At 65.2% G+C, this 24,578-nt stretch carries 23 protein-coding genes; 7 read left to right on the top strand and 16 right to left on the bottom strand.

All coding sequences use genetic code 11. The features are described 5' to 3' along the window. Positions 1 to 172: 172 nt before the first annotated feature. The 3 genes from ACIBW7_RS28605 to ACIBW7_RS28615 are packed head-to-tail and all read right to left on the bottom strand — an operon-like array spanning position 173 to position 4,038. On the bottom strand, positions 173 to 610 hold the full coding sequence (locus ACIBW7_RS28605; protein ID WP_397051506.1) for a hypothetical protein: 438 nt from the start codon (positions 608 to 610) through the stop codon (positions 173 to 175). Beyond that, on the bottom strand, positions 600 to 2,561 hold the full coding sequence (locus ACIBW7_RS28610) for a primary-amine oxidase (protein ID WP_364476462.1): 1,962 nt from the start codon (positions 2,559 to 2,561) through the stop codon (positions 600 to 602). Before ACIBW7_RS28610 ends, ACIBW7_RS28605 begins: the two co-directional genes overlap by 11 nt. A 19-nt stretch (positions 2,562 to 2,580) precedes the next feature. Beyond that, the gene (locus ACIBW7_RS28615; RefSeq protein WP_397051509.1) at positions 2,581 to 4,038 is read right to left on the bottom strand and encodes an APC family permease; all 1,458 of its coding nucleotides are present in this window, start codon (positions 4,036 to 4,038) and stop codon (positions 2,581 to 2,583) included. A gap of 197 nt (positions 4,039 to 4,235) precedes the next feature. Here ACIBW7_RS28615 and ACIBW7_RS28620 point away from each other — a divergent pair, with 197 nt between their 5' ends. After that, on the top strand, positions 4,236 to 5,744 hold the full coding sequence (locus ACIBW7_RS28620; protein WP_397051511.1) for an APC family permease: 1,509 nt from the start codon (positions 4,236 to 4,238) through the stop codon (positions 5,742 to 5,744). Beyond that, entirely contained in the window at positions 5,741 to 6,430 is a 690-nt protein-coding gene (locus ACIBW7_RS28625; protein WP_364476468.1) for a helix-turn-helix domain-containing protein, read from the top strand. Before ACIBW7_RS28620 ends, ACIBW7_RS28625 begins: the two co-directional genes overlap by 4 nt. Positions 6,431 to 6,474: 44 nt before the next feature. Here the strand turns inward: ACIBW7_RS28625 and ACIBW7_RS28630 are convergent, their stop codons facing one another. From ACIBW7_RS28630 to ACIBW7_RS28640, 3 genes are all read right to left on the bottom strand, one after another. After that, positions 6,475 to 7,698, bottom strand: a complete 1,224-nt coding sequence (locus ACIBW7_RS28630) for a cytochrome P450 (protein ID WP_397051513.1) — start codon at positions 7,696 to 7,698, stop codon at positions 6,475 to 6,477. Between the two features lie 11 nt (positions 7,699 to 7,709). Further along, entirely contained in the window at positions 7,710 to 8,972 is a 1,263-nt protein-coding gene (locus tag ACIBW7_RS28635; protein ID WP_397051515.1) for a cytochrome P450, read from the bottom strand. A gap of 510 nt (positions 8,973 to 9,482) precedes the next feature. Continuing rightward, a complete protein-coding gene (locus ACIBW7_RS28640; RefSeq protein ID WP_397051517.1) occupies positions 9,483 to 10,229 on the bottom strand; it encodes an NADPH-dependent F420 reductase in 747 nt (248 codons plus the stop codon). A gap of 148 nt (positions 10,230 to 10,377) precedes the next feature. Here ACIBW7_RS28640 and ACIBW7_RS28645 point away from each other — a divergent pair, with 148 nt between their 5' ends. Together ACIBW7_RS28645 and ACIBW7_RS28650 are read left to right on the top strand one after the other, a co-directional pair. Next, positions 10,378 to 11,208, top strand: coding sequence for a helix-turn-helix domain-containing protein (locus tag ACIBW7_RS28645; RefSeq protein WP_397051519.1), 831 nt, complete (start codon positions 10,378 to 10,380; stop codon positions 11,206 to 11,208). A gap of 425 nt (positions 11,209 to 11,633) precedes the next feature. Further along, a complete protein-coding gene (locus tag ACIBW7_RS28650; protein WP_397051522.1) occupies positions 11,634 to 12,524 on the top strand; it encodes an MHYT domain-containing protein in 891 nt (296 codons plus the stop codon). Between the two features lie 6 nt (positions 12,525 to 12,530). Here the strand turns inward: ACIBW7_RS28650 and ACIBW7_RS28655 are convergent, their stop codons facing one another. The 7 genes from ACIBW7_RS28655 to ACIBW7_RS28685 all read right to left on the bottom strand — a co-directional run bounded on the left by ACIBW7_RS28655 (position 12,531) and on the right by ACIBW7_RS28685 (position 19,040). Next, entirely contained in the window at positions 12,531 to 13,268 is a 738-nt protein-coding gene (locus tag ACIBW7_RS28655; RefSeq protein WP_397051524.1) for a glutamine amidotransferase, read from the bottom strand. 25 nt (positions 13,269 to 13,293) lie between these two features. Continuing rightward, positions 13,294 to 14,058, bottom strand: coding sequence for an ectoine/hydroxyectoine ABC transporter ATP-binding protein EhuA (gene ehuA, locus ACIBW7_RS28660; RefSeq protein WP_397051680.1), 765 nt, complete (start codon positions 14,056 to 14,058; stop codon positions 13,294 to 13,296). Positions 14,059 to 14,062: 4 nt separating this feature from the next. Next, on the bottom strand, positions 14,063 to 14,731 hold the full coding sequence (ehuD, locus tag ACIBW7_RS28665) for an ectoine/hydroxyectoine ABC transporter permease subunit EhuD (RefSeq protein WP_397051526.1): 669 nt from the start codon (positions 14,729 to 14,731) through the stop codon (positions 14,063 to 14,065). Further along, positions 14,731 to 15,456: an amino acid ABC transporter permease gene (locus ACIBW7_RS28670; RefSeq protein ID WP_397051528.1), complete on the bottom strand. Its 726-nt coding sequence runs from the start codon at positions 15,454 to 15,456 to the stop codon at positions 14,731 to 14,733. The genes ehuD and ACIBW7_RS28670 overlap by 1 nt, the downstream gene beginning before the upstream one ends. A 4-nt stretch (positions 15,457 to 15,460) precedes the next feature. Further along, entirely contained in the window at positions 15,461 to 16,348 is an 888-nt protein-coding gene (gene ehuB / locus ACIBW7_RS28675; protein WP_397051530.1) for an ectoine/hydroxyectoine ABC transporter substrate-binding protein EhuB, read from the bottom strand. Between the two features lie 98 nt (positions 16,349 to 16,446). After that, positions 16,447 to 17,544, bottom strand: coding sequence for a tartrate dehydrogenase (locus tag ACIBW7_RS28680; protein WP_397051682.1), 1,098 nt, complete (start codon positions 17,542 to 17,544; stop codon positions 16,447 to 16,449). A 23-nt stretch (positions 17,545 to 17,567) separates the two neighbouring features. Beyond that, positions 17,568 to 19,040, bottom strand: a complete 1,473-nt coding sequence (locus tag ACIBW7_RS28685) for an NAD-dependent succinate-semialdehyde dehydrogenase (RefSeq protein WP_397051532.1) — start codon at positions 19,038 to 19,040, stop codon at positions 17,568 to 17,570. A 123-nt stretch (positions 19,041 to 19,163) separates the two neighbouring features. On the opposite strand from ACIBW7_RS28685, the gene ACIBW7_RS28690 reads away from it, so the two are divergent. Beyond that, the gene (locus tag ACIBW7_RS28690; protein WP_397051534.1) at positions 19,164 to 20,411 is read left to right on the top strand and encodes an aspartate aminotransferase family protein; all 1,248 of its coding nucleotides are present in this window, start codon (positions 19,164 to 19,166) and stop codon (positions 20,409 to 20,411) included. A 16-nt stretch (positions 20,412 to 20,427) separates the two neighbouring features. Further along, positions 20,428 to 20,922: a DUF3830 family protein gene (locus tag ACIBW7_RS28695; RefSeq protein WP_397051535.1), complete on the top strand. Its 495-nt coding sequence runs from the start codon at positions 20,428 to 20,430 to the stop codon at positions 20,920 to 20,922. A gap of 15 nt (positions 20,923 to 20,937) precedes the next feature. Here the strand turns inward: ACIBW7_RS28695 and ACIBW7_RS28700 are convergent, their stop codons facing one another. Then, positions 20,938 to 21,627: a methyltransferase domain-containing protein gene (locus ACIBW7_RS28700; protein WP_397051536.1), complete on the bottom strand. Its 690-nt coding sequence runs from the start codon at positions 21,625 to 21,627 to the stop codon at positions 20,938 to 20,940. Positions 21,628 to 21,655: 28 nt separating this feature from the next. Between ACIBW7_RS28700 and ACIBW7_RS28705 the strand changes: the two genes are divergently transcribed. Beyond that, positions 21,656 to 22,036, top strand: a complete 381-nt coding sequence (locus tag ACIBW7_RS28705; protein ID WP_397051537.1) for a MerR family transcriptional regulator — start codon at positions 21,656 to 21,658, stop codon at positions 22,034 to 22,036. A gap of 25 nt (positions 22,037 to 22,061) precedes the next feature. On the opposite strand, the gene ACIBW7_RS28710 is transcribed toward ACIBW7_RS28705, so the two are convergent. Then, positions 22,062 to 23,453: an amidase gene (locus ACIBW7_RS28710; protein WP_397051538.1), complete on the bottom strand. Its 1,392-nt coding sequence runs from the start codon at positions 23,451 to 23,453 to the stop codon at positions 22,062 to 22,064. Between the two features lie 88 nt (positions 23,454 to 23,541). Next, positions 23,542 to 24,507, bottom strand: coding sequence for a D-2-hydroxyacid dehydrogenase (locus ACIBW7_RS28715; RefSeq protein WP_397051539.1), 966 nt, complete (start codon positions 24,505 to 24,507; stop codon positions 23,542 to 23,544). Positions 24,508 to 24,578: the final 71 nt, after the last annotated feature.

Raw genomic sequence — 24,578 nt, forward strand, 5'->3', positions numbered from 1 at the left:
GCACCCCGATAACGATCTAGTCTCGGGCACACCCATCATTTCGGTGATGATCTCGATCGGCACCGGATAGGCGTAACCCTCCCGCAGATCGGCCACCTCGCCCTTCGGAGTGGCCGCGAGCGCGTTCAGCAGCCCCTCGGTGATCGCCTCCGATCCGCGGCCTCGGCGATGATTAGTCGGTGACTCCGATTCGGTGACCCTCGCGAATGACCGACCCATGCGTCATGGCGAAGACGATGGAGGTGGCGAGGAGGGCTTCGAATACGGCAGCGCCGAGCGTAACGGCTTGCAGCGGGTCGAGTGGGCCGTTCGAGGGTGCGATACCGCCGTGATGTCTGTGCCCGACCGACGTCGACATCGAGAAATGCACCGCTACCAGCACCAGGTTCAGCAGTGCCGTCAGACCGAAAACCTTGGTGCACGGGCGAATCCAGAGGGCCGGAACACAGCGCAGACAGACCAGCGCCATGATGAGCGCGACCATGCCGTGCAGCAACCCGTTCGCGGCGACACCGGCAATGTGCAAACCCGAGGTGGCGATGCCGCAGACCGCCAGCAGGCGGCCCGCGATGCTGATCCCGGACCGCCTGCGGGGTGAATCAGTCGCCATGGCAATGGGATTCGTGCGCGGGACCACAGTGGTCACTGGTTGTCGCCGGGACATTCATGACCGGGTTGGCGGCGAAGAACCCATAGGGCTTCAGGGTGAATCCACAATAGTCGGTGGGCATGACAGGCCAATCCTCGGTGCGGGGAAAGTGCGTGAGTCCGAAGGTGTGCCAGACCACGATGTCGGTGCCGTCGAGGGATCGGTTCGCGGCCATGTAGGCGGGTAGGCCGTCACCGCCCGGATTCTGATTGACGAGATCACCGGCGGGGTAACGCTCCTCGGGGGCGTAGCGGGTCACCCAGAGTTGTTTGGTTGTATAGGCCGCGCGGGCCGCGATCGAGGAGGACGCGTCGGCGAGCAGCGTGGGTGTTTGCTCCGGGTACAGGACGTAGGCGGTCGGTGCACCCATGCGGTTGGTCTTTTCGGTATTGACGATGTGCCATACCCGACCGACGGAGGCATCGGCGTCGCGCGCCCCCTCGGATTCGCTGGTGATACGGGTGGATTTCGCGGTGAACGCATTGCCGAACGGGTTCGTCTCGCCGACCGGCACCCGTTGCACCTGCACCTCGTCCACCGCATTTGCCAGACCATCGACCATCATGTCCAAACGCGCGCTGAACAGGTGCTGGTGATACGGCAGCCCGAGACCGGGCGCGACTTCGCTTTGGTAGGGCGAACCTTCGGGCGGGTAGGCCGCAGTGAACGCGACGCCGGTCAGCTTGGCCTCGCATTCGATGGTGCCGTCCAGGTAGAGGTACCAGTAGAACCCGTAGTCGTAGTTTCCGACCGTGGTGAAGAAGCTGATGACCAGGCGACGCTGCCGCCGAACCTCACTGACTCCGGTGAACAGATCGGTGTGCTTCCAGAGCGTGCCGTAATCCTCCTCGTGCATGCATATTGCGTTCTCGATGGTGCGTGGCATGCCGAGCTCGTCGCTGAGAGTGGCGTCGAAGTAGTGGATTTCGCCGAGACAGTCGCAGCCGAGGCGCAACGAGTTGGCGAATCGGCCGAATAGATATTCACCGGTGTCGAAGTAGTTCTGCCAGTAGCGATTCGGGGACGGATCGGCATAGGGCACCACCATTTCCGCGATGGAAGCCCGGTAGAGCACGGGCCGGTATCGCTCGGCGTCCCGGAATGCCAACTGCCGCAGGATCAATCCCTCGCGCGCATCGAATCCGATACTCAGTCGCCAGTTGGCCCATTCGATCCGATCACCATCGACGGTGAAGCTGGGTCCCTGCGGCTGGCTGATTTCGATGGGACGCAACCCTTCCAGCGGCGGACCGGCCTGCGCCGGGTCCTGGAAGTTGCCCGGTTCCGCGGGCACATCGAAGGTCCGGAAATCGATCAGATCGACCAACTCGCGGGCGATGATGTCGACGTAGGCGCACAGGCCGTCGACCGGATGCGCCCACGGGTGATCCTGCGGATGATCCTGTCGGAAGGCGAATACGCGAATTATGCGCCGCCCCTGCTCATTCGGAATATCGTAGTGTCCGGCGGACAGCGGCACACAGACGACGGACTCCGGATCGACGCCCCGCTGCCGCAAAGCGGCGCACCAGCGCTCGTTATCGGCGAGCACCGTCCCGACCGCCGCGAACTCCTCCTCGAGGATCGGTACTTGGCCCCGCGTACCGTCGATCGGCCTATCCGCGCGGATCACACGCGCGGTCAACGACACCGAGACATCGCGAGCCGCGCCGGATGCGAGATCCAACAGCAGCACTCGCACCAACCGTTCCGGTGCGGGCCCGGTTCCGGCCTGGTAGGCCAGCACCTGCGCCTTATCTGGTTCGTCCAGTCCGACGTAGACGAATCGGCCGGTCGCCGTGAGCGAGCCCGTATCGGCGACGATGGCACGCACCATGGTGATCTCGTCGGCGGAGAGGCTTTCGAGCACTCGCACATCGGTTGCGCGCGTATCGAATTCGATGATGGACATGGCAGGTCTCCTCCGAGGGTCAGGCGGCGATCGCGTCGGCGATGCCGTCGTAGGCAGTGCGGTTCGTACGGCGCATGGCATACGCTTGCGCGATCCCGGCCAGCGGAAACACCGCCGTGACGAGCAGCAGGATCACGGCGAGCGTGGTCGAACCACCGATCAAGGTTGGAAAGTTCGCGATGATGATGCCCGCGGCCACCAGCAGCCCGATCAGGCCGAGCGTTGGGGCGATGCGTGTCTGCCACACCCGGGTATCCGCGCGGGTGCGCGCGAAGTAGATGATGACGGCGAGGCAGGTCGTCGCCATGAGCACCGCGACGCCCAGCGTCGCGACTCCCGAGAACCAGGTGAAGACCTCGAGTTCGGGATCCAGCCGGCACAGTGCGAACACGGCCACCAGCGTTGTCGCGGTGACAGTCTGCACCAGCGACGAGCTGTGCGGCGACAGATGCTTGCTGTGCACGCCCGCCAGCGAACCCGGCAGTACACCCGTCGACGCCATCGAATGCTGGTACCGCGCAACGACATTGTGGAACGAGAGCACACACGCGAACAGGCTCGTCAGCAACAGCACATTGATCGCGACGGCGCCCACCGAGCCGAGATAGTCCGATGCGGTCCGCACGATCATGCCCGCCGGATCCTCGGCAGCGACCGCGACCACCTGTGCCGGCCCCCACGCCATGACCAGCGCCCAGGTCCCGAAGGTGTAAAACACCCCGATCGCGATCACCGCCGCATAGGTGGCCCGCGGAATCGTCCGGTGCGGATCGCGCGCCTCGTCTCGGAAGATGGCGGTCGCCTCGAACCCGATGAATCCGGCCAACGCCATCATCAAACCGATACCGGGCGAACCCGATAGCGCGGCGCTCGGTGTGAAGGGCTCGAGCGAGAGCCCATCGGCCCCACCGCGTCCCATCACGACCGCGGCCAGCACGAGCACGATCCCCACCTCGCCGATCAGCAACAGCCCCAACACCTTCGAGCTGAGCTCGATATGCCGGTAACCGAGCACACCGACCGCGGCGACGACCAGCAATGCATATACGTACCAAGGCAGGTCGGGGCCGCCGATATCGACCACCGACCGTTCGAGCGCGGCGCCAAGATATCCGTAGACCGCCACCTGAATCATCGTGTAGGTCAACAGCGCCAGATACGCCGCGCCCAATCCCATCGGACGTCCGAGCCCGTAGCCGACATAGGTGAAGAAGGCTCCGGCCTTGGGCACATACCGGCTCATCGCCCCGAGTCCGACCGAAAAGAACAGCAGCACTATGGCGGACACCACGAACATGGTCGGATACCCGGCCCCGTCGCCGATCAGCATGCCGATCGGCGCCGCACCACCGATCACGGTGAGCGGCGCGGCCGCCGCCACGACCATGAAGACGATCGCCCCCGGGCCGAGCGAGCCGCGCAGACTGCCGGCCGGTGGGGATACAGCCGTCGCGTCGAGTGGGGAATTGGCGACCATGGTGAACCTCCGAAACAGGCGAACGCTTTCGATGCACACACTGTTCGCGGGACGCTTTGCCGAAGAGTCACCCGGCGGTAAAGGTCAGCGGTGCGCCGAATGAGACCGCGAATCCGCTCGTCGCCTCGTTTGCCGATCACCCATACATGACGCGACAGCAACGCGTCCGAAACATCCGGTTCCTACATTCCGACCGTATGAACCCTCACGTCAGCGCCCTGGACCGGGCCATTGCCGATCCCGAGCCGGTGACCGGCGTGGGTACGACATCGCCGATGTCCGGTCTGCACCGGCGCACCCTCGGCTTCGGCGATGTGCTGGCGCAGTCGGTGTCGGCTGTCGCGCCGTGCGCCGCGGCCGCCACCGTCCCCGGGCTGTTGGCGCTGTACAGCGGCAATGCGGGACTGTGGGCGGCGCTGATCGGGGTCCTGCTCACCCTGCTCGCGGCGGCGACGATCAATCAGTTCACCAAGCGCATCGCGACCGCAGGATCGCTGTACACCTTCACCGCCAAGGGGCTCGGCGCGACGGCGGGGTTCGCGAGCGGGGTGAGTCTGATCCTCGGCTACGGCTTCATTTCGATGTACGCCTTCGCCAATGTCGGCTTCCACGTATCGAATCTGCTCGGCTACTTCGGGGGCGGGCCGGCACATGCCTCGAGCGTTTCGTTGCTGTGCGTCATCACGTGCGGAGTGCTGTGCACGGTCGTCATGGTGCGCGGCATCCGGCTGTCAGCGCGGGTCAGCCTACTGGTCGAGTCGGTCGCCGTGGCCGTGCTCGTCGCACTGGTCGTGGTGCTGTTCATCGGACAGGGCAGTCAACCGATCTCCTGGGAGCTGATCGCGCCACGCCAGTTGAGCCTCGGTCAATTGGTCACCGGAGTAGTCATCGCGATCACGGCCTTCGTCGGGTTCGAGAGTGCCGCATCGCTTTCGGTCGAGGCCCGCCGCCCGTTCGCGACCGTACCGCGCGTACTGACCTGGTCGCCGATTGCTGCGGGCCTGCTCGTGGTGGCCGCGACCTCGGTGCAGACCACCGGATTTCGGGCGGCGAACGTCGCGCTCGGCGAGGATGTCACGCCGGTGTCCGCGCTCTCGGCCTACTACGGCGTCGGCTGGATCACCCCGATCCTCGACATCGGGGTCGCCGCCTCATTTTTCGCGTGCGCACTCGCGTCCTCGACGGCGCTCGTGCGCGTGCTGCTCGCACTTGCCATCGACGGCGTGATCCCGGCGACCGTCGGCCATACGCATTCCCGGTTCAAGACACCACATATCGCGATCTACACCGCAATGCCGGTGCTCACCATCGGGCCCATCATCCTGTTACTCGCGGGCGCGACCTCGAAACAGGCCGTCGGTATTCTCCTGGCCGTCTCCGCGGGTGGGTACGTCCTGGCCTACACCCTTGTGTGCTCGGCCGCCGTATTCTTCCTACGCCGGATCGGCGAGCTGACGATATGGCCCGCCATCGGAGCGTCGAGCGCCGCCTGCTGTCTCGGTGCCTGCCTTGCCGTATATCTGATCAGAGAGTCGAATAGTCCCCGTGCCGTGGGTGTTTGGCTCTTCGTGTGCAGTGTCGCGCTCGCCCTCGCGTGGTTCGCCCGCGCGCGACGGATGGTCGCTCGGATGGGCACCCATGACACCCCGATCCGAGACGAGGTGCTCGGAGGTGCACCAACCGGCTCCGACCGGCGGCCGCGGTGACCGCCTCCGGTGCGCTCGGCGGGCGACAACCCAAGGCCGTACTCAGCGCCCTGGTTGTGCTCGAGGAGGTCGCCGCCTGCGGACCGGGCGTCACCGCACGAGAGATCAGCCGTAACCTCGCCATGCCCAAGGCGACCATCTACCGATTGCTCAATCTCCTTGTCCAACAGGAATATCTGGTCCGCACTCCTGATCTCAGCGGCTTCGCGCTCGGCAGCAAGGTCACCGAACTCGCCGGAATGGCCGCTCCCCCAAGGATTCCAGCGGCTGCGGTGGATATTCTCGAGAGCCTGCGCGGGCGCATCCGAGGCGGCATCCACCTCGCGGGATACCACCGCACCGGCACTACGCGCCCACTTGTCCGCATCCTCGACGCCGACCCCGAATACCCTATCGAGCACGAACAATTGGTCATCCGCGACCTGACCGCCTCCGCCATCGGCCGACTCGCCCTCGCCGAATCCGACCCGGGCACCGATATCCATCGCCATGGTTTCGCGATGCAAATCGATGAACTCCGCGCAGGCTCCGGCTGCCTCGCCGTCCCCATCCGCGACCGCACGGGCACCCTCGTCGCGGGACTCACTCTCTCGACCACCTCGGCCCGCCTACACCACCTCGAGTCCGTCCTCCCGCTACTGCTGCCGCAACGCCGAGAGCTCGAAATCGCGTTAACCGAGCGGTGATCAGTCACCGGGGGTGCCGATGTGACGGCACCCCCGTCGCGCTGCTACGCGTCCAGGAAAACCGGCAACGTGCGGTGTCCGTTCGAAATGAAACTGCCGACCGGCGCCAATTCCGCCGGATCCACGGCCAAGCGCATATTCGGGAAGCGCTCGAAGATGGCCGGGAGGGCGATCGTCGCCTCCAGCCGAGCCAGCGGGGCGCCGATGCAGTGGTGCGCGCCGTGCCCGAAGGACAGGTGTTCCTTATTGACCCGGTGCAGGTCGAACGTCGCGGCGCTGGCACCGTGCAGGTTCGGATCGCGGCCCGCGGCGGCGTAGGACGCCAGAATCGCCTCGCCCTTGGGAATTCGGATCTCACCGAGCTCGATATCCTCGACCGCGTAGCGCAGCGGAAGGTGCGCTACCGGCGCCTCGTAGCGCAGCGTCTCCTCCACCAGATCCGACCACGGCACCCGGCCCTCGACCAGATCGGCGCGCTGCTCGGGATGGGTGAGCAGGATGAAGATCGCCTGATCGAGCAGATTCACCGTAGTCTCGTGACCGGCATTGATGACCAGCATCAGCGTGTCGACGAGTTCCTTCTCGCTCAGCTGCGAGCCGTCGTCCTCGTCACGGGTGGCGATGAGGACACTGGTGACATCGTCGCCCGGGGTCTCGCGCCGGTAGGCCACGAGTTCGCTGACGAGGCGGTACATCTCGAGGTAGTTGGCCTGTGCTTCCTCCGGCCCGAACGAGGTGTCGAAGAAGCCGTCGACGCATTTGCGCAGACCGGGTCCGAGATGTTCGGGCACACCCATCATTTCGGTGATGATCTCGATCGGCACCGGATAGGCGTAACCCTCGCGCAGATCGGCCACCTCGCCCTTCGGGGTGGCCGCGAGCGCGTTCAGCAGCCCCTCGGTGATCGCCTCGATCCGCGGGCGCAGCGCCGTGGTGCGACGGTGCGTGAACGCGGGTGAGACCAGCTTGCGCAGGCGGCGATGGTCGGTGCCGTACGCGGTGAACATATTGTCGACCGCGATCCACGGAAGCAGCGGCCACTCCTGGGTGATCTCGCCATTGATGAACGAAGACCAGTGCTGCCGTGCGTCTTTCGACACCCGCGGATCGGCGAGCAGAGCCTTGAGCACGGCGGCATCGGTCACCGACCACGCGGGCACGCCGCCGGGCAGCGCGACCAGCGCGACCGGCCCGCGCTCCCGGATCCGCTCGTTCTCGCCTTGGATATCGGCGCCGGTCAGATCCAGGACCAGCGGTTCATGCTCCATCGTTATCTCCTTCAGAAAACGGGCAGCGGAGGGGACTTGGGAAAAACGACCGGCAGCGCCGCCAGTGCGCGGTGGAAGGGGCCGGGCCGCCAAGCCAATTCGTCCGCGGGCACGGCAAGTTCCATCTCGGGCAGTGCGTCGAGCAGCTGATCGATGGCGTCCTGAACGACGAGGTAGGCAACGGATTTCGCGGGGCAGGCGTGCGGCCCGGCGCCCCAGGCCAGATGCGAGCGGTTGCCGGTGCGATCGCCGCCGCGGATCGCCGGATCGTTATTGCAGCCGGAAAGGCTGACCACGACCGGCTGATGGGCGGGCAACCAGGTGTTGTCGATGAGGATCGGCTGGCGCGGGTAGGTGATGCTGAAGTTGGCCATCGGCGGGTCGTTGAACAACACCTCGTCGAGTGCGTCGCGGGTCGAGAGGCTACCGCCGAGCATGTCGCCGCCGAATCGATCGTCGGTGAGCATCAGCAGCAGGGTGTTGGTGATCAGGTTCTGCATCGGTTCGATGCCCGCGCCGTAGAAACTGATCAGCTGACATAGCATTTCGGTATCGTCGAGCTCGGACGGGTGGTGAGCCATTCGCGAGGTGACGTCGTCACCGGGCTCGGCCCGGCGTAGCTGCACCAACTCCAGCAGCGCCTCGCTGAGCATCGCCATACCGGCGGCCGCCTCGACGGTGTCGAAGAGCATCGCCATACCGGTCGCGACCCGCTGCCCCAGTTCCGTTGAGCAGCCCACCATCTGGTTGATGACCTCGAAGACGACCGGCAGCGCGTACTGGGTGACCAGGTCGACCTCGCCGGCCTCGCAGAAGGTGTTGATCACCGGGATGGCGATCTTCTCGACCGTCGAATGCAGTTCGTGCAGATCGATTCCGTCGATGCTGCCGGTGTAAGCCTGCCGGTAGCGAGCATGCGCCGCCCCGGCATTGCGTAGTGCGTTCGGGTACCACATCATCATCGGCTTGACGGGTGAGTCGTCGGGAACCGTCTGTTCCCAATGCCGCGGATCCGCCGGAAAGTGATCCGGATCATTGAGGATTCGCACCGCGGTCTGATATCCGACCACCAGCGTGGCGGGCACACCAGGCGCCAACTCCATCGGCACCAGCGACCCGTACTGGCTGCGAGCCTCTCGATAGGCCCGATGCGGATCGGCGGCGAACTCCGGCGTATGCAACAGCACTCGGGGTTCGCCGGGATCGAGTGGTGAGCCGTGCCCGGCGGGGCAGGCTCCGGTCGCGGTGGCGCGGGTTGACGATGGCGTAGTCAAAGGCGTGACTCCAGACGTTGGATCAGCAAGGCGGCCAGGATCAATGGAAGCACCGCGGCGATAACACAGCCTGCGGCCACAGCACTCAGTTCAGCCCTCCTCGCGACGCCGACCGTATGTGACCCCGGCCATGAGGTCCGCGTCGAGAACTCGAACCCTGGCGAGGCAACCACAGCCGACTGCGGTCACCCCACAGTCCCTGCAGGACAGGCGATTTCGACGCACAATCACCGGACGCCCTACCAGCCGCCCAGAACTCGACGACCCGCCCACGTTATCAGTATCCGGAAGAACTCTCTCCAGATCCGTCCGCATCACCTGCACACCCCATGCAACCGGCAAATATGTTCAGCTGCTATTGATCACGTCACTCATCGATGCTCGACGCGCAGTTGTTCCATGTCCGCTCCCCGCCCACACTCTCTGCGGCAGTTGCGCACGGCCTGTACGGCTGCGACAAATGGTGCGCATCCGAAAGAAGCTGCTCGACGGCGCAGTTCTCGGGGTCGTTCAGTCGGCGCTGGGAAGTTCGGCTTCGCCTGCGGGCTGGCGGACTGCGGTTTCGATGAGTTCGGTGAGTCGGAGTACGGGGACGGCAATTCCGGGGGTTCGGTGGGTCCATCGAAGGAATGCCTCGACGTCCATAGCTGGAATTTCGCCGAGGTAGGGGCGGATGTATGCCGGAGTGTTCGGTTCAGTGCGCCAGCTGGCGGACAGGGGGCCGATGTCCACCGCGTCGTAGCCGAAGAGGTCGAGTAGGCGGGTGGCGTCGGCTTTGGCCGCCGTGTTGTCGCCTGCGATGGGGAGAGCACTGCGGTCCGGGGCATCGGTGGGGCGGGCGAGGGAGAACAGTTGGTGTGGGGTGATGTTGTTGAATGCCTTGACCACGTGGGAATCCGCGAGGTGGTGCTGGATCAGAGCGCTGGAAGTCAGTGCGCCTGTGTCCAACTCGGTCACGTGACCATCTCGTTCCGGGTAGTAGTTCGCCGTGTCCAGGACCGTCTTTCCGGCCAGCGCTGCCGCGGGAAGCTTTTGATACGCCAGCAGCGGTATCGCAGCCACCACCACGTCTGCGGCGCGCGCTGCTTCCGCTGGAGTCGCCGCTCGGGCCTGCCCGCCCAATTCGGCGACGAGATCGGCGAGGGTCGCGGGGCCTCGCGAATTACCGAGGACGACATCGAGGCCTGCCGAGATGGCCAAGCGAGCAATGGAAGTACCGATCATTCCGCTGCCGATCAGTCCGAGTGTTCCGTGCACGGGCTTCTCCGTTCGCTGGTGTGAGTGCCGCCTGACAGCGTGGAGCCACCGCGGCCGGGCGACCAGACCCGTGTGCTGCGTACTCACGGCGTGATCACCCAATTCGCCACGGCGGCAAAGACATAGAGGCCCGGCGTAGGGTTGTCGAGTGGACGATCGGAGCGAGCTGAGCGGGTTCCTCAAATCACGCCGAGCCCGCCTGCGCCCGCAGGACGTCGGGCTACGCGACCACGGCGGAGCACGCCGCGTCGCAGGCCTGCGACGCGAGGAGTTGGCCCGCGTGGCAGGGGTCAGCATCGCCCACTACACGCGCCTGGAGCAGGGCAATGGTGACAGCGTCTCGGACGAGGTCCTACAAGCGATCAGCGCGGCGCTGCGCCTGGACGCGGACGAATCGGCATACCTGTACCGGATCGCACGACGTCCGCGACCGTGCGCACCGGAGACACCCTCGACGGACATGCCTGCGGGCCTGCGCTATCTGCTGGATTCGTTCGTACTGACACCAGCGCTGGTAGTCGGTCGCCACACTCAGATCATCGGGTGGAACCGACTCGCCGTCGCGGTATTCGGCGACTTCCCCACACTTCCCCACGACCGCCGTACCCTCTCACACCTCCTGTTCACCGAGCCGCACCTGCGCGAACTACTCGGACCGGGTTGGGGTCAGGCGGCACTCGCGCATGTGGCGCATCTGCGCGTTCTGTTCGGACGCTTTCGCGGACATACCGAACTCACGGCGCACATCGAGAACATGCAAGAGCTGAGCCCGGACTTCACACGAATGTGGGCCGAGCGCCCGGTCGCCCAGGTCCGCAACCGGATGTACGCGCTGCACCATCCGCTCGTTGGCGAACTGACCCTGCATGGCGAACTCATCGCACTCCCCGACGCGCCGTCGTGTTGCGGCTTGGACCTGTTCGCCGCCGAGCCGGGTTCGGCATCCGAACAGGCGCTGCGGGAACTCGGGAATCAGTAGCCCGGCTCGGTCCTTCGGCCGGTTCGTCGCGCACGCGTCGAACGCAGTCCACGGCTCGAATGGACATTCGAGTGCGAACGGCGTCGCGAGCCGCTGACACGTGAACGCCTCGGTAACACCGAACACCCGAATCGCGCCGCGCGGCGAACCCGGCTCCCAGAACTGAACGCTGGCCGATTGCTCTGCCGGAAACTATGTGTTAGCTGTGAATCTGACACCCGAGCTGGCGGGGAGCGACCGACCTGGCTATTGTCAGCGGCTGGCGGAAATGTCCGTGTAATTTCCGCAGATCGTGAGGTTCAACCCGATGTTCATTGGTTTACTGCCGCTGTGCTCGACGGACAGCTGGTCGCCGCCGATCGATAGCGGGCCGCCCCTGACCCACATTCGGCCGCAACGGCACGACTGGTGACCGGGGCGTACACATGCTAGAACTCGATCATTTCAGCCACGGCTGGTTGACCCCCGTCATGGCCTACCTCATCTCGGTTATCGGATCCGCGCTCGCGCTCCGTTGTGTGGTACACGCTCGGTCCTCCGATTTGCCCAGCGGGTGGCTGGCCACCGCTGCCGTCTCCCTCGGTGGCGCGGGCATTTGGGTCATGCATTTCACCGCCATGCTCGGCTTCTCCATCCACGGCGCCACCATCCGCTATGACGTGCCGCTGACGCTGCTCAGCGCGGTCATCGCGATCGTGGTCGTGTGGGTCGGGCTATCGATCGTGGTGCGCGGTCGAAACGAATTCGTGGCACTGCCGATCGGCGGCGCGATCACCGGGCTCGGCGTGGCCGCGATGCACTACCTGGGCATGTACGCGATGAAAACCAACGCACACGTCGAATACGACCGCAAAACGGTGGTGGTTTCGGTCGTGATCGCGGTGGTCGCGGCCACCGCGGCGCTGTGGTTCATGCTGCATGTCCGCGGTCTGTTCGCCACCATCGGCGCCGCGCTGATCATGGGTGTCGCGGTGTGCGGAATGCACTACGTCGGAATGACCTCGATGCACGCCAGCCATGCCGACCACCAGGTCGACGGCGGCGGTATCGATCCCCTCCAACTGGTGACACCGCTGATCGTGACCGTCACGATGGTCATCATGATGCTGATGGTCGTCGTCGGACTCGCCGAGATCGACGAACGCAGCACCCGCGAAGCGCTGCCTGTCCGGCGCGAACCACGCGAAACGTCAGCCACGACGACCGGATCCTGGCCCGTGATCACCGACGTGCGCCCCGACTCACCGAGCTGGGCGCTGCGTACCAGCTCGCGCACCGAACACCGAAATCGCCATCGCCTCGACTCCGATCGGTAATCGGACCTATCCGCGGCAGTACCGCGCGATGAATCGGCTCAGAATCGCGCTGGGCACCGTGATCGATTCCCGATGACCGAGCTCGATCAGGTCCTCGGCCTCGTGCGGTTCGAAATAGCCTGCGTGCCGGTAAACCTCGATGCGCAAGGCAAGTCCGTCGCTGTCCAATTCGGGATGGAATTGGGTCGCGTACACGTGCTGCCCGACGCGAATCATCTGAACCGGGCAATCGGCCGATCCGGCCAGCAGTACCGCACCGGGCGGCACCTCCTGACAGGCTTCCTTGTGTCCGACGAACGCTCGGAATGTCCGCGGAATACCTGCCAGCAGCGGGTCCATGCGGCCGTGCTCGGTCAGATCGATGGTCTGCGCGCCGACCGGTTCACTGTATTGCTGGACGCTCACCTCGCCGCCGAGCACGTCCGCGAGAATGCCCAATCCGTAGCAGGCGCCCAGATACGGGAAATCCCGGTCGATGATCTCGGTCATCAGCTTCTTCAGCTTGGGTTCGAATGTCCGCTGGTACCCGTATTTCTCGGCGTCCGGACTGCTGACATTGCTCGGCCCGCCACCGACGATGACCGCCGAATAATCGTCGAGATCGATATCCGGGAATTCCCGATCCATCTGCACCCGGACCGTGTCTCCCTCGGCGAGGTCGGCCATGCGCAGGACGGCGCGGTATTCGTCATCCGCGGCGGGTCGCTCCGGCCGCAACTGCAGGACTAGACACGGCTTGGTCATGCATCAAATTGTGGAAGATCGGCGGTCAGTTTTCATCCAAGACCGCCTGTAAGAATTCGCGAGTCCGATCCTGCCGGGGATCGGTGAAGATTCGTTCCGGATCACCGTCCTCGAGCACGCGCCCCGCGTCGAACATCATTACGCGATCGGAAACCTTCCGGGCGAACTGCATTTCGTGTGTCACGCAGAGGAAGGTGATCTCGGTATCGGCCGCGATATCCGCCAGCAGATGCAGCACTCCGGTCACCAGCTCCGGGTCGAGCGCCGAGGTCACCTCGTCGAGCAGCAGCACTTCCGGCTCCATGGCCAGCGCCCTGGCAATGGCGACTCGCTGCTGCTGGCCGCCGGACAGGTGTGCGGGACGGGCGTCGATCTTGTCGGTGAGCCCGACCAGATCGAGCAATTTTCGCGCCCGCTCCTCGGCGGCGTCCTTGGACTGGCCGAGACCGCGGACCGGGCCCTCGGTGACATTGCGCAGCACGGTCATATTCGGGAACAGATTGAACTGCTGGAAGACCATCCCGATCTTGCGGCGCATCCGGCGTAGGTGCGCCGGACCGGCGGGCACCAGTTTGTCACCGCGCCGCTGGTGGCTGAGCAATTCTCCGCCGACCTCGATGGTGCCCGCGTCTATCCGCTCGAGCCCCATGAGCAGACGCAGAATTGTGGTCTTGCCGGAACCCGACGGCCCGATCAAAGTGACGAATTCACCTGGCGCAATGGCGAAATCGAGTTCGTCCAGGCACACCGTGGCGCCGTAGCGCTTTTCCACACCGGTGAACCGGATCATCGGTTCAGACACGTCGTTCCAACTTTCGTACCAGGATCGAGCACGGATAGCTCAGCGCGAGGAAGGTCAGACCGGCCGCGAACCAGGCCTCGGGTCCCGTGCCACCGGTATCGGCGGCGTACTCGGTCTTGACCTGATACACCATGTCGAGGATGACGATCGAGGACAGCAGGGGCACCTCTTTGAACATGGCGATGGTGTAGTTGCCCAGCGCGGGCAGCACCCGAGGCACCGCCTGCGGCAGAATCACATCGACCCAGGTGCGTGTGCGCGGCAGATTCAGCGCGGTGGCCGCCTCCCATTGCGCAGCGGGCACCGCGTCGATGCCCGCGCGGAATACCTCCGAGGTGTAGCAGGCGTAGTGCACGCCGAGTGCGGTCACGCCGACCACCAGACGTTGGGTGTCGATGGACAACCCGCCGAGCAGATCCGGACGCACCACCCAGTACAGGAAAAAAATCTGCACCAAAAGCGGTGTGCTGCGGATGAATTCGATAAAGGTCCACAGCAGCTGATCGACCACCGGAATCCGCAGCCGCCGAATCACCGCGAAGATCAGACCGAGCACATATGCGACCAGCGATCCGAGCACGGTGTATTGGATCGTGACGAGCAGCCCGTCCCAAATGAAGGGAAAGGCATCGAAGAAGCGGTCCCACCGCCATTTCTCCATCAGACCCCCACATGTGCCGAGAGTCGAATGCTCGAACGCTTCGGCCGCCGTCCGACCCGCCGGGCCGCCAACAGCTCCAGCACCCGCATGATCACTGTGATCACCACCGCGATCAGCAGGTACACGACCAGCTGAATCCCGTAGATGAGACCGAGTTCGCGAGAGAACGCAGGTACCGCACGCAGTTCATCGGCCTTCTTGAAAACCTCTGGCACCGCGATAAAGCTCAGCAGCGCAGTGGCTTTCACGAGCTGAATGAACAGATTGTTGAATGTCGGCAGCATCTCCACCACGGCCTGCGGCAGGACCACCCGCCACATGCGTTGCGCCGGTGACAGATTCAGCGCGATCGCGGCCTCGACCTGCGCCTGCGGCACGGATCCGATCGCACCCCTGACTATTTCGGCACCGTAGGCGCCGTGGTTGAGACCGAGCACGATAATGCCGATGACCAGTAGACCCTTCGCCGTCGCACCGAGCGATACCCCGAAAAAGATCGGTATCGCCACGGCGAAGAAGAACAGCTGCACCACCTCCGAGCTGCCCCGGAACCCCTCCACATAGATACGGGTGACGAACCGCACCGGCAGATACGGCGACAGCATGGCGATCCCGGCGACGAAGGACAGCACGACGGTCAGCGCGATGCCGCCGACCGCCGCCCACAGCGTGAAGGGAAGACCCTGGAGTACCCGCTCGAGGTAGGTCGAGAAATGCGACGACACGAGGTCAAGCCGTGCAGTATTGCTCGGCCGTTGCCGCCGGATCCGCCTCGTTCGCCTTGGTCAGGCCGAACGGCTCCACCAGCTTCAACCATTCACCGCTCTCGTGCAGTGCGCGCAGCTCGCGGTTGAAGTCCTCGCGGAACTTGTCGTCGCCGATGCGGAAGTTGAAGGTGCCGACATCCGGCTTATTGCCGAAGCGGAAGGACGGGCCGACCGCCAGGTTGGCGTCCGGATTGTTCTTCACCAGCCATGCGGCCGTGACGTCCAGCATCGCCGCGCCATAGACGTCCTTGTTGCGCACCGCGCGCAGGATGTCGTCCTGTTTGGCCATCGGCTCGACGAGTTGGGATGGCACGCCGGAGGATTGCGCGTAGCCGTTCTCGACTGCGCCACCCAGCGTGGCTATCCGGACATTCTCCCGGGTAATGTCCTCGAACTTGTTGATATTGCGTGGGTTGCCTTCCGGCACCAGGAATGCCGAGCCGACTTGGTAGTCGGGAGTGGCGAATGCCGAACTCTCACATCGCTTCGGATTGATGAACATACCCGCCGCGACGAATGCGTAGTTCTTGGCCCGAACGCCGTCGATCAGTCCGTCGAAATCGGTGACGACGCCTTCGATTTCGTTGATGCCGAGTCGTTTCAATACCGCGCGGGCGACGGTCGGCGCATATCCGGTCAGCTGGCCGTCCGCACCGAGGAAAGCCCACGGCGCCTCATTGGCGAAGCCGACCTTGATCTTGCCCGAGGATTTCGCATCCTCGTAGGTCACCGCCGCCGCATCGTCGCCGCCCAAGCCACAGCCCGCTACCACCACCAGGCCGGCCGCGGCCACCGCGGCGGCCATGGCGCGACGCAATCGCCTGCGCGCACCCCCGAATTCGAACTTCATGACCCAGTCCTTCCGCAGACACGCGAGTCGCCCCATGCTCGCGGATGAACTTTGCGATCCGCCTGCCGAATTCTTTGCGGTCACATGACGATGCGGATCTACGGTTGCGCGAATACCGAACCGGTCTCGACCAATTCGGCCGCACGGTGCGCAATGGCACTGCCGAACGCACCGGTCGTCGCGGTGCCGCCGAGATCCGGTGTGCGAATTCGACCTTCGCGCAGGACGTCGCAGACCGCGCGATCGACCGCCATGGCGGCCGCATGTTCGCCCAAGTGCTCCAACAGCATTGCTCCGGCGAGAATCTGCGCCACCGGATTCGCAATGCCCTGGCCGGCGATATCGGGCGCACTACCGTGTACCGCCTCGAACATCGACGGCGCCGTGCGCTCGGGATTGATGTTGCCCGATGGCGCGAGGCCGAGGCCACCCGTTATCGCGGCGGCCAGGTCGGACAGGATGTCGCCGAAGAGATTCGATCCGACGATCACATCGAGCCGATCCGGATGCAGCACGATTTCGGCGGCCAGCGCGTCGACATGCAGCTGTCGGGTCTCCACCTGCGGATATTCCGAGGCAATGCGCTCGAAGATGCTGTCCCAGTACGGCATCGAGTGCAGCAGCCCGTTCGATTTGGTGGCCGAGCACAGGCGGCCGTCGCGTTCGAGAGCCCGTTCGAAGGCGTAGCGGATGATCCGTTCGCAGCCGACCCGCGTGAAGATCGATTCCTGCCGGACGAATTCGTCGGTGCGGCCGGGATGGTGCATGCCGCCGATCGCGGAGTATTCGCCCTCGGAATTCTCCCGCACGATCAGGATGTCCAGATCTTCGGCGGTACGGTCGCGCAAGGCCGACTCGGTGCCCGGCAACAGTCGGACCGGACGCAGATTCACGTACTGGCCGAAGGCGCGACGCAGCGGAATCAGCAAACCCCACAGCGAAATATGGTCGGGTACACCGGGAAAGCCGACCGCACCGAGCAGGATCGCGTCGAATCCGGCCAGTTGACCGGGCGCGTCGGCGGGCATCATCGCTCCGGTGCGCAGGTAATTCTCACAGGACCAGTCGAATTCGGTCCATTCGATACCGGGCAGCACCGCGTCCAGTACGGCTACCGCCTCGGCCGTGACATCGACACCGATGCCGTCGCCGGGAATGGTAGCTATCCGATACGCCGCCCGACCGCCACCCCTCATGGAATCGCTTCGCGCTGCTGTACTCATATTCGCACTCCGATGTATTTGGTCTCCAGGAATTCGTCTATGCCGGTGAGTCCGCCCTCACGGCCGAGCCCGGATTCTTTCACGCCGCCGAACGGTGCGGCGGGGTTGGACACTACTCCCTGGTTCAAGCCGACCATGCCGGATTCCAGCGCCTCACACACCCGCAGTCCGCGCCGCAGATTTTCGGTGAAAACATAGGCCACCAATCCGTAGGGCGTGTTATTCGCGCGCGCGACGACCTCGGCTTCGGTATCGAAGGCGGCGATCGCCGCGACCGGTCCGAAAATCTCGGTATGGCACATCTCGGCGTCATCGGGTACATCGGTCAATACCGTTGCGGGATAGAAGTTTCCGAGGCCCGCCAATGCAGCGCCGCCGGTGCGCACGGTGGCCCCGCGACGGACCGCATCGGCGACCAGACCGGTCACCTTTGCCACCGCATCGGCGTCGATCAGCGGGCCGACTACGACTCCCGGCTCGGTCCCGCGCCCCATCGGCAGCGTCGTCAGCCGGTCCGCAAGCCGAGTCGCGAATTCGTCAACGACACTGCGCTGCACGAAGATTCGGTTCGCGGCAGTACACGCCTGCCCGATATTGCGCATCTTCGCCGCGAGCGCGCCCTCGACGGCCTCATCCAGGTCCGCATCGTCGAATACGATGAACGGCGCATTACCGCCGAGCTCCATCGAGGTGCGCATCACGGTCCGCGCGCACTGTTCGAGCAGCAACTTCCCGACGGCGGTCGAACCGGTGAACGACAGCTTGCGCGAGCGACTGTCCAAAATCAGCGGCGTCATCACCGCCGCCGGATCGGATGTGGTGATCACATTGACCACACCCGCCGGGACACCGGCGCGATCCAGGATATCGGCCAGTGCGAGCATCGAAAGTGGTGTCTGCTCAGCGGGTTTCACGACGCAGGTGCATCCCGCGGCCAGTGCCGGACCGATCTTGCGGGTCCCCATGGCCATCGGGAAGTTCCACGGCGTGATGAGCAGGCTCGGACCGACCGGCTGTCTGGTCACCAAGAAACGCGAACCACCCGCCGGTGCAGGCATGTACCCACCGTCCAGACGGACGGCCTCCTCGGCGAACCATCGGAAAAACTCTGCCGCATAAGCGATTTCACCGCGCGCTTCGGCCAGCGGCTTACCCATTTCCAGCGTCGTGATCAGCGCGAGTCGTTCGGTATCGGCGAGCAGTGCCCGGTGCGCGTCCATGAGGATGTCGCTGCGCTGCCTCGGCGTCGTTCGCGCCCACTCCGCCTGCGCCCGATCGGCCGCGGCCAAGGCGTCGAGCCCATCGGTCGCATCGGCATCGGCCACCGCACAGAGCAACTGGCCCGTTGCCGGATCGGTGACCGGGAGCGTAGCGGCTGTTGCGCGCCATCCGCCGTCGATGAACAGTCCCGTCGGAACCGTATCGATCGCGGCGCGTTCGGCTGCGGTCAGGGCGGTTTCGGTGAGCATGTGGGCTCCTTTTCATTCCCGACGCGGCCTTCGGCCATTGCTGTGAACCCCGTGCCCATGTTATGCATATTGTCAACAATCCGACAATAGACAATCAGCGGAGACGCGCCCGGGAGGCGGATCATGACCGAGTTATCCCCCGTTCTCAAGCAGGCCACCCCGGTAACCGTCGACCACGGATCGGGCTGCTACCTCTACGGCACCGACGGTCGCCGCTATCTCGACTTCACCGCGGGCATCGGGGTAACCAGCACCGGTCACTGCCATCCGCATGTGGTCGCGGCGGCCCAGGCCCAGGTCGCCAGCCTGATCCACGGCCAATACACCACCGTCATGCACCGGCCGCTGCTCGAACTCATCGAGCGACTCGGCACGGTGCTGCCCGAAGGTCTGGACACGCTGTTCTTCGCCAACTCCGGCAGCGAGGCGATAGAGGCCGCGCTGCGGCTGGCCCGCCAGGCCACCGGACGGCCGAATATCGTTGTCTTCCAAGGTGGATTCCACGGTCGAACCGTCGCGGCGGCAACCATGACGACCTCGGGCACCCGCTTCTCCGCCGGATTCAGCCCGCTGATGTCCGGTGTGCACGTAGCGCCGTTCCCCACCGCCTACCGCTACGGCTGGACCGAGGCCGAGGCCACCGACTTCGCACTGCGCGAACTCGATTACCTCTTCGCCACCGTCACCTCCCCCGCCGAAACCGCCGCATTCGTGGTCGAACCGATGCTCGGCGAGGGCGGCTATATCCCCGGCAATGCCACGTTCTTCCGCGGGCTGCGCGAACGCGCGGACCGGCACGGCATTCTGCTCATCTTCGACGAGATCCAGACCGGCTTCGGCCGGACCGGAAGGTTCTTCGGACATCAGCACTTCGGCGTTCGCCCCGATGTCATCACCATCGCCAAGGGTCTGGCCAGCGGGTTCCCGCTGTCCGGAATCGCGGCGCCGCGCGAGCTGATGGCCAAGGCCTGGCCGGGCTCGCAGGGCGGCACCTACGGCGGCAATGCGGTGGCGTGTGCGGCGGCAATTGCCACACTCGAGGTGATCGAATCGGAGGGGTTGGTGGACAACGCCGCCGCGCGCGGCACGCAACTGCTGACCGGACTGCGCGAGGGCGCCACCAAGGCGATCGGCGATGTGCGCGGCCTCGGACTGCTCTGCGGAACCGAATTCACCACCGCCACAGGCGAACCCGATACCGCGACCGCCGCCGCCGCCCAGCGGCTCGCGGTCGAGAAGGGGCTACTGCTGCTCACCTGCGGTGCGTATATGAATGTGGTGCGGATGATCCCGCCGCTGATCGTGACCGATACCCAGATCGACGATGCGCTCGCGATCTGGTCCACCGTGCTCGCCGAACTCCCCGCGTGACCAGGAGGCAGAACCGATGGCCCGCTACATCTCGATCACACTGACCAAGGCGGGCGTGACCTGCCGAGCCCGACTGCTCGACGCGGAGGCACCGCGGACCTGCGCGGCCGTGTGGGATGCGCTGCCGCAAGAAGGCGACGCCTTCCACGCCAAATACGCCCGCAACGAGGTGTACACCCTGCTGCCCCGGATCGTTGCGGCACCGCATCGGGAAAACCCGACCGTCACCCCGATTCCGGGCGACGTGTGCCTGTTCGATTTCGAAGCGTGGGAGATCGGCAACCCGGCCTACGGCTACGAGCCCGGTACGGCGGCGCACCATGAGCAGGGCGCCACCGACCTCGCTTTGTTCTACGGCCGCAACAACTTACTGATCAATGGCGATCTGGGCTGGGTGCCCGGCAATGTATTCGCCACCATCGAAGAGGGCCTCACCGATATCGCGACAGCCTGCAACTCGCTCTGGCTGCACGGTGTCCAAGGTGAGACCTTGGCATTCGCCCGCGTCTGAGAATTCGCGATCGGCTCAATCGGCGCGAGTCCCGGAGGCGAGAAACATCGGGACGGCGACGAACAGCCGATCGTTGCGCGCCCTGTCGGCTTGGCCGTCTAGCCAGGCGCCTTCTCCTGCGATATTGGCGAGCATCGGCAGGCACGCGGCATCGGTCCACACGATCGTGTGGACCTCGACGGTAACGTCGACGAACCCGTTGTCCAGCAGGAGGTTCCGGTATCGGCGGGCGACCCGCGGGCTGGGCATACCGTCCGCGCGAGCGTGGACGAGCATGCGGGTGAGTTCGGGATTGTCGGAGTCGATCACGAACGTGTCCCAGTCTTGGCCGACGAGCACCGCACGCCCGTTTCTGGCCAGGACCCGGCGGGCCTCGGCGACGGCCCGCTCGGGCTCGGCGAGGGTGTGCAGGATCTTGTCGGCGCGGTAGCCGGTGACCGAGGCGTCATCGAGGGGCAGCGCGGTGGCGTCGGCGACATGGAACGTACCTGTGGGCCAGCGCTCGATTGCGATCTCGATCATGGCGGGGTCCAGGTCGATGCCGATGGCCCTTACCCCGCGAACGGCCAACTCGCCGACGGCGCGCCCGCTCCCGCAGCCGACGTCGACAATGGCGTCGCCCAACCCTTCATACGTGCGTTCCCGCAGGTTACGAGCCTGGGGCAGGTCGTCAAGGGCGTCGAGGAGAGTCAGCAACGTAGACATGGCCGCCAGTGTGCGACTTAATGTCGACATGAAGTCAATCGGCGAGGTGGCGGCTCGGTTCGGGTTGCCGACACATGTGCTGCGACATTGGGAGGCGGAAGGACTACTGACACCGGCCCGCGTCGGTGACCGTCGCCGCTACACCGACGCGGACCTGCACCGGGTGGCGGCGATCCTGATTTCGAAGGAGGCGGGCTTCGGACTCGCCGACATCCGGACGATGCTGGCCGCCCGGTCCGCACCGGCCCGCCACGAGGTGACCGTCCGCCACCGCGAGAGGCTGCTGGCCCGGATCGCGCGGGCGCAGGCCGCACTCGACATGCTCGAGGGCGAATGCCCCTACGACGACATCATGACGTGCCCGCGTTTCCAGGGACTCCTGGCTGATCGACTACAGCCCCGTCCCTGACGGGTCCTGACCCCGAGGAAGCGCTTCAGCCCAGGACGTATTCGGCGTAGCGGGCGACCGCGAGGACCAGATCATCGGAGTGGCGCGGCCCGATGATCTGCAGTCCGACCGGCAGTCCCGCGGCCGTCTTGCCCGCGGGGATGCTGATCGCGGGTTGCTGGGTCATATTGAACGGATAGGTGAACGGCGTCCACTGCGGCCAGCCGTCGAGCCCGCTGCCGGGCGGTACATCGTGCCCCGCCTCGAATGCGGTGATCGGCATCGTCGGGGTGATCAGCAGGTCGTAGGTGTTATGGAAGGCACCCATGGTGATGCCCACTTGGGCGGCAACCGCGCGGGCGTCGAGATAGTCGACAGCACTGACGGTTTCGCCGCGCTCCCAGACCGCGCGCAGTCCCGTGTCCACCTTCTCGCGCGCGCCATCCGGGAATTTCGCCAACATGGTCGCCGCACCGGCGGCCCACAGCACCTCGAATGCGTCGCGCGGGTCTTCGAAACCTGGATCTGTCGCGATGACCCGCAGCTCGGCATCGGCCAGCCGCCGCACCGCCGCATCCACGACCACGGCGACCTCTGGATCGACCTGCGCATAGCCGAGCGTCGGCGAGTAGGCGACGGTGAGTCCGCGCACCTCGCGCGACATCTGGCCGCGGAAGGTCGCCACCGTGGGCGGCAGTGCGGTTGGATCGCGCGGGTCGGGCAGCGACAGAATGTCCATGAGCAGCGCGGCATCCTCGACCGTCCTGGTCATCGGCCCGGCGTGTGCCAGCGGACCGAACGGGCTCGCCGGATACAGCGGGACCCGACCATGCGTCGGCTTGAAACCGACAATGCCGCAGAATGCGGCCGGAATGCGAATGCTCCCACCGCCGTCCGTGCCGACCGATACCGGACCCATTCCCGCCGCCACCGCCGCCGCGCTGCCGCCGGAGGAGCCGCCCGAGGTTGTCGTGAGGTCGGCCGGGTTGCGAGTGATGCCGGTCAGCGGGCTGTCGGTGACCCCCTTCCAAGCGATTTCGGGCGTTGTCGTCTTCCCGAGGAACACCATGCCGTCCTCGCGCAGCCGGGCCGCGACCGGGCTGTCCACCTGCCAGGGACCACTCGGATCGACCGAAGTGCTGCCGCGCCGAGTCGGCCAGCCCTCGGTCAGGAAAATGTCCTTGATCGAAATCGGCACGCCGTCGAGCAGCCCACGGGCGTAACCCGAATTCCAGCGCGCCTCCGAATCTTTCGCCTGCACCAGTGCGCGATCCGGATCGACCAGACAGTAGGCATTCACCTCACCGTCGCGCGCCGCGATGGCTTCCAGAATCGCCTCGGTTGCCTCGACCGGAGACAGGGTGCCTGCCGCGTAGGCCGAGACCAATTCGACGGCGGTCATCGCGGCCGGTTGCGTATTGCTGTCCGGGTAGCTCATGCCCGCGCCTCGCTGACGCTCGGCTCCGGCATGCGCACAGCGCGCTGGCACATGGTTCGCTCACTTCGTTCGCTCACGGCAGGCTCCTTCAGCCGGGCACGTACCCCAGCTCTTTATCGACCACGTTGTCCAAAGGCCGGCCGGCGATCCAATTATCGAAATTGCGGGTGAACGCCGTGACGACCTCGGTTCGCCAGCCGCTGAAATCACCCGAATTGTGCGGAGTAATAAGCACATTCGGCAGATCCCACAGCGGATGCCGCGCCGGTAGCGGTTCCGGATCCACCACATCGAGTGCCGCCCCGGCTATCGAGCCGGTGCTGAGTGCAGCGAGAAGGTCGTCGGTCACTACGAGTTCCCCACGGCCCACATTGACAAACCTCGCATGTGGTTTCATCGCGGCGAATGCCTTGGCATCGAACATTTCCCGGGTGTGCGGCGTCAGCGGCGCGACCGCGACGACGTAATCGGCAATGGGAAGTTCGGCGAGCAGGTCGGTGCTCACGGTGCCGAAATCCGGGTCGGTGGCCCGTACGCGACGGCCCACGGCCCGCACGGTCATCCCGGCCGCGCGCAATAACCGCGCGATGGCACGGCCGATCGAGCCGGTTCCGACTATCAGTACGGAGGCCCCCGAAATACGTTCTGATTCGCGATGCCGCCATTCGTGCCGTTGCTGCAAACGCAGCGATCCGGACAGATCCTTGGCGAAACCGAGAATCTGCCCCAAGACGTATTCCGCGATGGCCGTATCGAATACGCCACGTGTATTGGTGACCACGACCCCGCTTTCCCGAAGTTCAGGGAACATCACCGGATCCACCCCGGTCGAACCCATATGCAGCCAGCGCAACCGATCGGCCGCATGCCAGGCCCCGGGGATCGCGCGAGTCAGGAAGTCGTAGACGAACAACACGTCGGCGCCGCGCAGTGCGTCGGCGAGTCCGGGTGCTTCCGTGTACCGTACTTCGGCTCGATCGGCCACCGGGGCCATGCGGTCCGCGTCGGGCACACTGTCACTGTGCAGGACGGTGACAATCGGGCCCTGTTCCACATTGACACACTAAAATCGCATCGTATGATTGTCAACAATCCGATCGTTCTCGGAGGTCTGACGGCTGAGCG

Source organism: Nocardia sp. NPDC049526, from assembly GCF_044465765.1.
Lineage (GTDB): Bacteria > Actinomycetota > Actinomycetes > Mycobacteriales > Mycobacteriaceae > Nocardia.

Coding starts and splice junctions, on each gene's coding strand:
- ACIBW7_RS28650 (WP_397051522.1), top strand. CDS start 11,634: ATGCTAGAACTCGATCATTTCAGCCACGGCTGGTTGACCCCCGTCATG.
- ACIBW7_RS28690 (WP_397051534.1), top strand. CDS start 19,164: ATGACCGAGTTATCCCCCGTTCTCAAGCAGGCCACCCCGGTAACCGTC.
- ACIBW7_RS28630 (WP_397051513.1), bottom strand. CDS start 7,698: ATGGAGCATGAACCGCTGGTCCTGGATCTGACCGGCGCCGATATCCAA.
- ehuD (WP_397051526.1), bottom strand. CDS start 14,731: ATGGAGAAATGGCGGTGGGACCGCTTCTTCGATGCCTTTCCCTTCATT.
- ACIBW7_RS28620 (WP_397051511.1), top strand. CDS start 4,236: ATGAACCCTCACGTCAGCGCCCTGGACCGGGCCATTGCCGATCCCGAG.
- ACIBW7_RS28685 (WP_397051532.1), bottom strand. CDS start 19,040: ATGCTCACCGAAACCGCCCTGACCGCAGCCGAACGCGCCGCGATCGAT.
- ACIBW7_RS28655 (WP_397051524.1), bottom strand. CDS start 13,268: ATGACCAAGCCGTGTCTAGTCCTGCAGTTGCGGCCGGAGCGACCCGCC.
- ACIBW7_RS28705 (WP_397051537.1), top strand. CDS start 21,656: ATGAAGTCAATCGGCGAGGTGGCGGCTCGGTTCGGGTTGCCGACACAT.
- ehuA (WP_397051680.1), bottom strand. CDS start 14,058: ATGATCCGGTTCACCGGTGTGGAAAAGCGCTACGGCGCCACGGTGTGC.
- ACIBW7_RS28700 (WP_397051536.1), bottom strand. CDS start 21,627: ATGTCTACGTTGCTGACTCTCCTCGACGCCCTTGACGACCTGCCCCAG.
- ACIBW7_RS28615 (WP_397051509.1), bottom strand. CDS start 4,038: ATGGTCGCCAATTCCCCACTCGACGCGACGGCTGTATCCCCACCGGCC.
- ehuB (WP_397051530.1), bottom strand. CDS start 16,348: ATGAAGTTCGAATTCGGGGGTGCGCGCAGGCGATTGCGTCGCGCCATG.
- ACIBW7_RS28680 (WP_397051682.1), bottom strand. CDS start 17,544: ATGAGGGGTGGCGGTCGGGCGGCGTATCGGATAGCTACCATTCCCGGC.
- ACIBW7_RS28710 (WP_397051538.1), bottom strand. CDS start 23,453: ATGAGCTACCCGGACAGCAATACGCAACCGGCCGCGATGACCGCCGTC.
- ACIBW7_RS28610 (WP_364476462.1), bottom strand. CDS start 2,561: ATGTCCATCATCGAATTCGATACGCGCGCAACCGATGTGCGAGTGCTC.
- ACIBW7_RS28605 (WP_397051506.1), bottom strand. CDS start 610: ATGGCGACTGATTCACCCCGCAGGCGGTCCGGGATCAGCATCGCGGGC.
- ACIBW7_RS28695 (WP_397051535.1), top strand. CDS start 20,428: ATGGCCCGCTACATCTCGATCACACTGACCAAGGCGGGCGTGACCTGC.